Raw genomic sequence first — 8,381 nt, 5'->3', positions numbered from 1 at the left:
GCGGATCAGGGCAAAAACGTGTTTGAGCGAAGCGAGTTGTTTTTGACCCCGCTTGGCTCGAGCACCGCAGGTTGCCCGTAGCGAAGCGTAGGGACCCAGACTGCGGGTCGCCTTTCTTTTGGGTACTTTTCTTTGGCGAAGCAAAGAAAAGTACCTCGCCCGCCGGGGCGAGACCCGGCCAGCTGAACTAAAAAAAAGGAAGGAGGAGGAAGAGCGCGCAAGGCCGGCGCAAGACCCGGCTAAGAAACGATATAGGCCCCGGCGCCAGTCGAAAAAAGCTTCCCATCGGCTCCGAGGAACTCCATCCTCGTACTCGCCACCCGCGACCCCAACCGCATCACCTCGGCCCGTAGCTCAAAGTACTCGCTGATCCCCGGTCGCAAATAGTCGATCCGCAGATCAATCGTCCCCAGTTTGGTGAAGCGATGCAGGCGCTGCAGCGGCGCCTCGTCCATGTGGCGCGCGCCTATGGCCGCCATCACCGCCAGCCCGCCCATGGCGTCCAGTCCGGCGCTGATCACGCCGCCGTGGATGCGGTTGTGCGCGTAATGGCCTATCAGCTCGTTGCGCATGTCTATGCGGGCCGTGACCCGTTCAGCCGTTACCGAGGTGATCTTCAGACCCAGCAGCTTGTTAAAAACGATTTTTTCCTCGAACAGGTCTTTAAGGCTGGCGACGAACTCCGGCTCGAATTCAATCGTGCTTTCGGGGGTGGGCTGTGTTTTGGTCATAGTCCTAATTGTCGTGCAGCGAGGTCCTTCATGATGTCCTCGGCGCCGCCGCCTATCATCATGACCTTGACCTCGCGGTAAATGCGTTCGCTTTTGCTGCCGCGCATATAACCCATGCCGCCCAGGATCTGCACCGCCTGGTCGGCGCAGAACTGCATGGTTTGTGTGGCGTGGTTTTTCAAGAGGCAGACCTGGGCCACCCAGTCGGCGTCGCCTGAAGCCTCATCACCTGCATCGGCACGCAGCGCCAGCGCGTCGGCCCAGGCGCTGGTGGAGGCCATGCGCATCTGCATATCCACCAGCTTGTGGCGCACCGCCTGGCGCTCGACCAGGGCCGCGCCGAAAGTCTTGCGCTGGCGCGCCCAGTCCAGGGCCTCGTCATAACAGGCTTGGGAAAAACCGAGCGCGGCCACGGCCAGCGCCAGGCGTTCGCCATTGAAGTTGCCCATGACCATGCGAAAGCCCGCGCCTTCTTCGCCGACCAAGTAGCGGGCCGGAACGCGCACATTGTCGAAGCGCAGCTGCGCCGTGTCCGAACACCACCAACCCATTTTTTGCAACGGGCTGCGCGACAGGCCCGCCGCATCGCCCGGCACCACCAGCAGGGAAATGCCGGCAGGGCCTTTGGCCTCACCGGTGCGCACGGCCACGGTCAGGAAGTCGGCGCGCACGCCCGAGGTGATAAAAACTTTTTCGCCTTCGATCACATAGTCGCCGCCGTCGCGCCGCGCCGTGGTGCGCAGCGCGGCGACATCCGAGCCGCCGCCGGGTTCGGTAATCGCCAGGGCGGCGATTTTTTCGCCGCGCAGCACGGGTGTGATGACTTCCCGCTGCAGCTCAGGGCTGCCATGGCGCAGCACGGGCGGCAATGCGATGTTGTGGGAAAACAGGCCGGCCATCACGCCGCCGCTGCCGCCGTAACGGCACAGGGCCAGCGTGACCACATTGCGCAGCCGCCAGGAGGCCGGCGTGCCGCCCAGCGCCTCGGGATAGCCCAGGCCCAGCAGACCCATGCCGGCCGACAGCGTGTAAAGCGCGCGCGGGAACTCGCCGGCCTCGTCCCATGCCGCGGCATGCGGCGCGATCTCGCGCTCGGCAAAGCGGCGCATGGCGTCAGCCATGGCGGTGATCGCTTCCTCGTCTTCGCTGCGGCCTGCGTGCGGCGCGCTCATGTCTCGAACCTCAGCAAGACCTGGCCGGTCGCAGCCTGCTGGCCGGCCTGCACCATCACAGCCGCCAGCACGGCGTCATGCGGGGCGTTGATCGCATGTTCAAGTTTCATGGACTCGATCACCAGCAGGGTGTCGCCCCGCCGCACGGCCAGGCCGGGCGCGGCATGCACCGCGATGACCTTGCCGTTAAAGGGCGCGCGCAGCTCCAGCAAGGCGTCCGCATCACCCGAGGCTGCAGCAGCAAAGCTCGCGTCATCCAGAAACAGGTCGACACTGTCCGCCTGTACATGCCAGCGCCTGGCGGCCTGTCCCACGGCGTCCTGAAGGCACATGGCTGCCACCCGCTGCTGTGTGCCGCCCATGCAAACCGTGGCGGTGCCACCGGCACCTGGCGTGACCAACACCTGCTGCGCCTGCCCATCGGCTTCCACAGCCAGCCCTCCCCTGCCCTGTTCGCGCACACGGAGCTCCAGTACCTGGCCGCGATGCCTCAGTCTGAGCGGTTTCGGGAATGGGCAGGGCAGATCGGTCGCTTCGGGAAAAAGTGCCGCCAGCCCCAGCGGCAATAGCACCTGCGCTTGTTCTTTCCGCAGCATCTCGCGCAAAGCGGCACCCTGCTCCGCCAGGAAGGGAATCAGCGCGCCTGCGGCCCGGAACACCGGGTGGTCCAGGCAGGCGGCCAGAAAGGCCCGGTTGGTCGGCAGGCCCAGCACTTCTGTGCGACCCAGCGCAGCGATGAGCTTGTCCACGGCCTCGCCCCGCGTGGCGGCATGGGCCACAAGCTTGCCCAGCATGGAGTCATAGTGCGGCGGCACTACCAGGCCTTCGAACAAGGCGTGGTCAAAGCGGATGCCGCCCGGCTCACGAAAGCGCTGAACGGTACCGGCATGCGGCCTGAAGTCCTCATCCTCGGCGCACAGGCGCACCTCGATGGCATGGCCGGTGAACACCACGTCGTCCTGAGCCAGCGGCAAATCCTCGCCGCGCGCGATGCGCAACTGCCACTCGACCAGGTCCAGCCCGGTTACCGCTTCAGTGACCGGGTGCTCGACCTGCAGGCGCGTGTTCATCTCCATGAGAAAGAAGTTGTCTCCCTCGACCAGAAATTCCACCGTACCGGCGCCCACATAAGCGGCCGCCTGCGCAAGCGCCACGGCGGCCGCGCACATGCGGGCTCGCAAGGCCGCACTGATGGCGGGACTCGGCGTCTCTTCAATCAATTTCTGGTGGCGACGCTGCACCGAGCAGTCGCGCTCGCCCAGGTGGATGCAGCGGCCATGGGCATCGGCAAACACCTGCACCTCGACATGGCGGGGGTTCAGCAAGGCTTTTTCGATCAGCAGCTCTTCGCTGCCGAAAGCCGACGCGGCCTCCGAACGCGCGCTGTGCAAAGCCGCCCGCAGATGCCCCGCAGCCTCCACCAGCCGCATGCCGCGCCCGCCCCCGCCGGCCACGGCCTTCACCATGACGGGGTAGCCTATGCGCGCAGCCTCCGCTTCAAAGCGCGCGTCCGACTGGTCCGCTCCCTGGTAGCCCGGCAGGCAAGGCACACCGTGCGCCTGCGCCAACTGCTTGGCGGCCGACTTGCTTCCCAGTTGCCGGATCGCGGCCGGCGGCGGCCCTACCCAGGCCAGCCCCGCAGCGATCACCGCTTCGGCAAAGGCCGCGTTCTCGCTGAGAAAACCGTAGCCGGGATGTACCGCGTCGGCGCCGCCGGCCTGCGCCGCTGCGATGAGCTTGTCAATCCGCAAATAGCTATCGGCCGAGCTGTCACCACCCAACGCACAGGCCGTACCGGCCTCGCGCACATGCGGGGCCCCGGCATCGGCGTCCGAATACACGGCCACCGTGTTGATGCCCATAGCATGGGCGGTGCGCAGAATGCGGCGGGCAATCTCGCCGCGATTGGCCACCAGCAGGCTTGTGATCTTTTTGGCCATATGGGCTGCGGCGCGCGGTTTCAGGCAGGCTTCTTGCCGGACTTGGCCACACCCATGATCCTGGCGATGATGCCCATCATGACTTCGTCGGCGCCGCCGCCTATGGAGGCCAGCCGCCCGTCGCGGAACATGCGCGCCACCTTGTTCTCCCAGGTGTAGCCCATGCCGCCCCAGAACTGCAGACAGGTGTCAGGCACCAGGCGGTTGAGCCGCCCGGCCTTGAGCTTGGCCATGGAGGCGAGTTCGGTCACGTCCTGGCCCTGCACATAGAGCTCGCAGGCGCGGTAAGTCATGGCGCGCAGGCTTTCGACCTCGGTCTTCATCTCCGCCAGCTTGAACTGCACCCATTGCTGGTCAGCCAGCGCGGCGCCGAAGAGCTGGCGCTCATGCGCCCACTCGACCGTCCACTCAATACAGTTGGACAGCGACTGTATGCAGCTGGCCGCGCACCAGAGGCGCTCCTCCTGGAACTGCATCATCTGGTAGACAAAGCCCGAGCCTTCGCTGCCTATGAGGTAGCGCTGCGGCACGCGCACCTCGTCGAAATAGATCAGGCCGGTGTCGGACGAGTTCATGCCGATTTTTTTGATCTTCTTCGCCGCTTCAATGCCTTTGCGCAGCTTGCCGTTCTCGCGCATGGGCACCATCACCAGGCTTTTGTTCTTGTGCGCGGGGCCCTCGCCGGTATTGACCAGCATGCACATCCAGTCAGCCTGCAGGCTGTTGGTGATCCACATCTTCTGGCCGCTGATCACATAGTCGCCGCCGTCCTTGCGTGCCCGGCTTTTGATGGAGGCCACGTCGCTGCCCGCGCCGGGCTCGCTCACGCCTATGCAGCCCACGGTGTCGCCGGCAATCGCGGGCGCGAGGAACTCGCGCTTGAGTTCCTCGCTGCCAAAGCGCGCCAGCGCCGGCGTGCACATATCGGTCTGCACACCGATGGCCATGGGCACGCCACCGCAGTCAATGTGGCCCAGCGCCTCGGCCATGGCCATGCTGTAGGAATAATCCAGGCCCGCGCCGCCGTACTCCTCAGGTTTGGTCAGGCCCAACAGGCCCAGGTTGCCGAGCTGCTTGAAAACCTCGTGCGCAGGGAATATCTCGGCCGCCTCCCATTCGTCGACATGCGGATTGATCTCGGCGTCTATAAAGCGCTTGAGGGTTTTCTGGATTTCCAGATGTTCGTGGGTGTATTGCACGTTTGTCTCCGGTTCTTTGTCTGTTTCGCGCGGCCTACATACGCGCCACGCCAAACTGCAGGGGCCTGAGTTGCCGCAGCTCGGCCTGCGCGCAGATGTCCAGGCACTGCGCCAGCGCGGCGCGCGTATCGCGCGGGTCTATCACGCCGTCGTCCAGCACCAGGCCCGAGGTGTAGAACACATCGGCCTGGGCCTCGAACATGGCAACGATCTTGTCGTACTGGGCCCGCGACTGGGCCGGGTCGGGTGCGATGCCCTTGCGCGCCAGCGCCGCCTCGCCCACGATCTGCATGGTGCGCGCGGCCTGTTCACCGCCCATCACGGCTGTTCTGGCGCTGGGCCAGCTGAAGAGAAAACGCGGCGCGTAGCCGCGGCCGCACATGCCGTAGTTGCCCGCGCCGAAGGAGGCGCCGCACTGGACGGTGATCTGCGGCACCGTGGCATTGGTGACGGCCTGGATCATTTTTGAGCCGTGCTTGATCATGCCGGCCTGCTCGCTTTCCTTGCCCACCATATAGCCCGTGGTGTTCTGCAGGTAGAGAATGGGGTGGCCCAGCTGGCACATCAGCTGGATGAAATGGGCCGCCTTGTTGGCGCCGGCCACGTCGATCGGGCCGTTGTTGCTGAGGATGCCGACGGCATGCCCGTCCAGGGACGCTTGCACGCAAACGGTCGCCGCGCCGTAAAGCGCCTTGAAGGGCAAAAAATCCGAACCGTCGACCAGCCGCGCGATCACCTCATGCATGTCCAGCGGCTGGCGCAGGTCGTCCGGCACCAAGCCCAGCAATTCCTCCGCCGGGTACAGCGGGTCTTGCGCCCTGTTCCTGGCCTCGGCCTGCGCCCACCCGGTGCGCGCCACGACTTCGCGCGCCAGGCCTAGCGCCTCGCGGTCATCCCCGGCCAATTGCTCGCCCAGGCCGGATACCGCGCTGTGCATCAACGCGCCGCCCAGTTCCTCTTCCGTCGCCACTTCGCCGGTGGCCGCCATCAGCAGCGGCGGGCCGGCCAGGAAGGCGCGCGAACGGTTACGCACCATGATGACCACGTCGCTCAGGCCCGGCATGTAGGCCCCGCCCGCGGTGCCCGAGCCATGCTGCACGGTGATGACGGGAATGCCGGCCGCCGACAGGCGCGCCAGGTTACGAAACAGCGCGCCGCCCTGCACAAAACCCTCGACCCGGTAGCGCATGAGGTTGGCGCCCGCGCTTTCCACCAGGTGCACAAAAGGCAGCTTGCCCTGCAGCGCGATCTCCTGCACACGCAGGATTTTTTCCAGGCCCATGGATTGCACCGCGCCGGCTTCTATGCCCGAGTCGCTGGCCACCAGCATGCAGCGCACGCCGCTGACAAAACCTATGCCGGCCACCACGCCGCCGCCCGGCACCGACTGGGCGGCATCCTTGCTGTCCTGCAGATAGCCTGCGAGCGAACACAGCGGCAGCCAGGGCGCGCCGGCATCCAGCAACAGCGCCACGCGCTCGCGCGGCAGGAGCTGGCCACGTTTTTCGAAGGCGGGCCGCGACTTCGCCGAGGCGGCGGCACTGCGTTCTTCAAGCGCGCGCAGCGCCGCAATGCGCGCAAGCATGGCCTCACGCCGCTGCAAGGCCTGCGGCGACTGCGCATTCCAGGCCGACTGGAACAGTGTCATGGCTGGAAGACTTTCGGCGTTTCGGCCAAGTGAAAGCCGTCGAAGGGTTTGATGGCGTCGCGCTGAAGCGCTTGGGCATCGGGCTGCTGCATAGGCCAGCCCATGCGCACCTGGGGCCTGGCGCCGTCCACGCGCAGCGTCGTGCCGCTGATGAAATTCGCGGCCTCGCTGAGCAAAAACACCACGGCGGCCGAGGTTTCGCTTTCGGTGCCGAAGCGGCCCAGCGGCACGGTGTTTCGCATCTCGCGCAGCATGGGGCCGGCCTCGGGCGGATAGTGGTCCATGCCGCTGGAGGCGATATAGCCCGGCGCCACCGCGTTCACACGCACGCCGCTTTTGGCCCATTCGGCCGCGGCGGTTTCGGTGAAGCTCACCATGCCGGCGCGCGCCGCGCCGCTGTGGCCCATGCTGGGCATGGACCCCCACATGTCGGCCACGATGTTGACGATGCTGCCGCCTTTTTCCTGCATGGCCTGCAGGTAGCATTCGCGCGCCATCAGGAAGCCGCCGGTCAGGTTGGTGTTGATGACGGCCTCCCAGCCCTTGGCGCTGATGGCTTCCAGCGGCGTGATGTACTGGCCGCCCGCGTTGTTGACCAGGCCGTCGATGCGGCCCTGGGCCACCACAATGGCGGTAATGGTGGTTTTGACGGCTTCTTCCTGGCGGATATCGCAGGGGTGGAAACTGACGCGGCCGCCCTGCGCCACGATTTCGCCGGCCACGCTGTGCAGTTTGTCGATCTTGCGGCCTATCAGCACCACGTGCGCGCCCAGCGCGGCGAGCTCATGCGCGATGCAGCGCCCTATGCCGGAACCGCCACCTGTGACGACGATGACCTGGCCCGCAAACAGGCCGGGCCGGAAAACGGATTGGTAGCTCATGCCAAAGCCTTTGTGGGTTTGCCCCGCGCGGGGACGTGAATGAAAAGCGCCATAGCCGCGTCGGTGAGGTCATCCAGCGTGGCGGATTTTTTCGCGTCAAACCACTGCACCGACCAGTTGAGCGCACCGAACATCAGAAGACGCGCCAGCTTCACCGGGCCCTTGAGCTGCCCTGCTTTGGCCAAGGCCTCCAGCACCGGCTCCCACACAGCTTCGTAATCGCTTTGCAGCTTGGCGAGCAGCGCACGCTGCCGGGCCGTGATGGAACGCGATTCATAGAGCATGACCGGAATGAAGTCGCTGCCGGGGCCCAGCAGCACGTCGAAGTGGTTGCGAATCAGCAGCCGCAGCTGCGCAGTTGCGTCGGGGACAGGCTTCGCCGGCTGCAGGGCCGTGGCCTGGCGCTGAATCGCCGAGCGCATGCCTTCTTCCATCACCGCATGGAGCAGCGCGCCCTTGCTTTTGAAATGGTAGAAAGGTGACCCGCTGTGCATGCCGACAGCGGCCGCGATGTCGCGCGTGCTGGTGGCATCAAAGCCTTTTTGGCGAAACAGCCGGGCGGCGGCCGTGATGAGTTCGAGGCGGCGGTTGCCGTCGTCGCGCTCGTCCAGGGTTTTGCGCGGGCGGCCGCGCGGGCGTTTTTCAGCGGCGGCGGCAGGGGTTTTTGAAGGGCGGGAGGCGCGTGCAGCGGGGCGCGAACGCGCGGCGGGTTTGTCCATAAGAACGGACCATAGCAAAATCCATTATTTTTAGCAAGCAAGCGCTTTGCAAAAATACTGCAAGCCGGCCCTGCTCATCAGGTCACTGGCC

7 protein-coding genes are annotated in these 8,381 nt (G+C 65.6%); all 7 read right to left on the bottom strand.

Annotation, left to right across the window (positions count from 1 at the left end; genetic code table 11):
• Window positions 1–239: 239 nt before the first annotated feature.
• The 7 genes from ACEN8I_RS14055 to ACEN8I_RS14025 are packed head-to-tail and all read right to left on the bottom strand — an operon-like array spanning window position 240 to window position 8,290.
• A complete protein-coding gene (locus ACEN8I_RS14055) occupies window positions 240–731 on the bottom strand; it encodes a thioesterase family protein (RefSeq protein ID WP_413329104.1) in 492 nt (163 codons plus the stop codon).
• Window positions 728–1,903: an acyl-CoA dehydrogenase family protein gene (locus tag ACEN8I_RS14050; protein WP_413329103.1), complete on the bottom strand. Its 1,176-nt coding sequence runs from the start codon at window positions 1,901–1,903 to the stop codon at window positions 728–730. The genes ACEN8I_RS14055 and ACEN8I_RS14050 overlap by 4 nt, the downstream gene beginning before the upstream one ends.
• Entirely contained in the window at window positions 1,900–3,843 is a 1,944-nt protein-coding gene (locus ACEN8I_RS14045; RefSeq protein WP_413329101.1) for a biotin carboxylase N-terminal domain-containing protein, read from the bottom strand. Before ACEN8I_RS14045 ends, ACEN8I_RS14050 begins: the two co-directional genes overlap by 4 nt.
• Before the next feature lie 20 nt (window positions 3,844–3,863).
• Window positions 3,864–5,042, bottom strand: coding sequence for an acyl-CoA dehydrogenase family protein (locus ACEN8I_RS14040; RefSeq protein WP_413329100.1), 1,179 nt, complete (start codon window positions 5,040–5,042; stop codon window positions 3,864–3,866).
• A gap of 34 nt (window positions 5,043–5,076) precedes the next feature.
• Window positions 5,077–6,690 carry an acyl-CoA carboxylase subunit beta gene (locus ACEN8I_RS14035; protein WP_413329099.1) on the bottom strand — a complete coding sequence of 538 codons (1,614 nt, stop codon included), beginning with the start codon at window positions 6,688–6,690 and terminating at the stop codon, window positions 5,077–5,079.
• Window positions 6,687–7,571 (bottom strand): SDR family oxidoreductase, encoded by an 885-nt coding sequence (locus tag ACEN8I_RS14030; RefSeq protein WP_413329098.1) that lies wholly within the window; start codon window positions 7,569–7,571, stop codon window positions 6,687–6,689. The genes ACEN8I_RS14035 and ACEN8I_RS14030 overlap by 4 nt, the downstream gene beginning before the upstream one ends.
• Complete coding sequence (locus ACEN8I_RS14025; RefSeq protein ID WP_413329097.1) at window positions 7,568–8,290, bottom strand: TetR/AcrR family transcriptional regulator; 723 nt, start codon at window positions 8,288–8,290, stop codon at window positions 7,568–7,570. Before ACEN8I_RS14025 ends, ACEN8I_RS14030 begins: the two co-directional genes overlap by 4 nt.
• Between the last annotated feature and the right edge of the window lie 91 nt (window positions 8,291–8,381).

Source organism: Polaromonas sp. CT11-55, assembly GCF_047303325.1.
Lineage (GTDB): Bacteria > Pseudomonadota > Gammaproteobacteria > Burkholderiales > Burkholderiaceae_C > Polaromonas.
The sequence above is the reverse complement of the archived record's forward strand: the minus strand, read 5'-3'. Positions and strand labels throughout refer to the sequence as shown.